The sequence below is a fragment of the Streptomyces solincola genome (assembly GCF_002982015.1).
Lineage (GTDB): Bacteria > Actinomycetota > Actinomycetes > Streptomycetales > Streptomycetaceae > Streptomyces > Streptomyces solincola.
Genome location: NZ_PVLV01000648.1, coordinates 1 through 1,569, shown reverse-complemented (window position 1 = coordinate 1,569; position 1,569 = coordinate 1). Strand labels below are relative to the sequence as shown.

Genomic DNA, 1,569 nt, shown 5'->3' with positions numbered 1-1,569 from the left:
CCGCCGACCGCTACCTGGAGATCGGCTTCACCCCCGGCGCCGGGCGCGAGGCTGCCGGCGCCGGGGGTGAAGCCGATCTCCAGGTAGCGGTCGGCGGTGGCGGTGGGCTTGGCGAGGACGCCGAAGACGCCGGTGACGTGGGCGCAGCCGCGTACCGCCCAGGAGCACGCGAAGCGGTAGGAGGCGGCCGGGGTGTCGGCCTTGAAGTAGTAGCGGAGCTTGACCTCGCCGAGCGGTACGGAGGTGGTGCCGGTGTTGCGGACCTTCAGCCAGGGCTCGCTCTGGTCGGCGGTGGCGCCGGTGGCCCCGGTCCTGTACTGCACGGCGAGGGACTCGGCGGCGGCCCCCGCGGGCGGCGCGGCGAGGGTGGCGGCGGCGGTCGCGGTCGCGGTGAGCGCGGCCGCCGCGGCGGCGGCGCGCAGCCGGCGGGCCCTGCGCGGGGGTGTGGCGGCGGGAATCATCACACGGTTTCCTCTCGGGTGGGAGGGTGCGGACGTACGCCCAGGGCGTCCAGGCGTACGCGGTGGGGGCCGAGCCGGCGGACGAAGTCCGGCCAGGCGGCCGGGCCCGACCAGGCGCTCTCGGCGAGGGCGCACAGCCGGGGGAAGGCGCGGTACTCCAGGTGCGCGGCGGTGGGCAGGTACTCGCTCCACAACTGCGCCTGGGTGCCGGTGACCCGGGCGGCCGCGGCGGGCTCCCAGTCGGCCGGCACGGGGTCGTGGGCCTGCACGGCGCGCAGGGTCAGCGGGTCGCCGGCCTGGGCCCGGGGCTCCGCGGGGTCGTCGGTCTCGGGGTAGTCGAGGTAGGTGGTGCGGAAGGGGGTGGCGACGACGTCGTGGCCGCGGCGGGCGGCGGGCAGGCCGTGGGCGGCGTCCCGCCAGGGCATGAGCACGGTGCCTTCGGGCATGGTCCGGTCGTCCTCGGCCCAGGCGACCGGGGTGCGGCCGAGGCCGTGCAGGTGGTCGGCCAGCCGGCCGACGAACCAGGGGTGCAGGGCGCGCGGCCCGGTCAGGCCCTCGTCGGCGACGCGGCGCAGCGCGTCGGGGCTGGTGCGCCAGGCGTCGTCGGGGCATTCGTCGCCGCCGATGTGGACGGGGGCGCCGGGGAAGGCGTCGCAGACCTCGTCCAGGACGGTGCGGCAGAAGTCCAGGGCGCGGTCGTGGACGCCGAGGATGTGCGGGCTGACGCCCCAGTCGTCCCAGACGGGCAGGTGGCGGCCCGGGTCCGCGCCGAGTTCGGGGTAGGCGGCGAGCGCGGCGCGGGTGTGGCCCGGCAGGTCGATCTCGGGCAGCAGGGTGACGCCGCGGGCGGCGGCGTGGGCGGTGAGGGCGGTGAGTCCGGCGCGGGTGTAGGAGCCGCCGTGCGGGGTGTCGTCGTAGACGCCGCTGCCGCCGGGGCCGACGACGGTGCGGGCGCGGTGGCCGCCGATCTCGGTGAGCTTGGGGTAGGCGGCGACGGGCATCCGCCAGCCCTGGTCGTCGGTCAGGTGCAGGTGCAGCACGTTCATCCGGTGCAGGGCGAGCAGGTCGATCAGGCGGTGCAGGTAGCGGGCGGGCTGGAAGTGGCGGG

Annotated in this window: 2 protein-coding genes; both read right to left on the bottom strand. The window is 77.3% G+C overall.

What is annotated here, in order from left to right; all coding sequences use genetic code 11:
- Positions 1-461: cellulose binding domain-containing protein (locus tag C6N75_RS28745; RefSeq protein ID WP_322888087.1), on the bottom strand; the 461-nt coding region annotated here is incomplete at its 3' end.
- Positions 461-1,569 (bottom strand): beta-N-acetylhexosaminidase (locus tag C6N75_RS28740; RefSeq protein WP_105871778.1); only part of this gene is annotated, 1,109 nt, incomplete at its 5' end. The genes C6N75_RS28745 and C6N75_RS28740, both read right to left, overlap by 1 nt.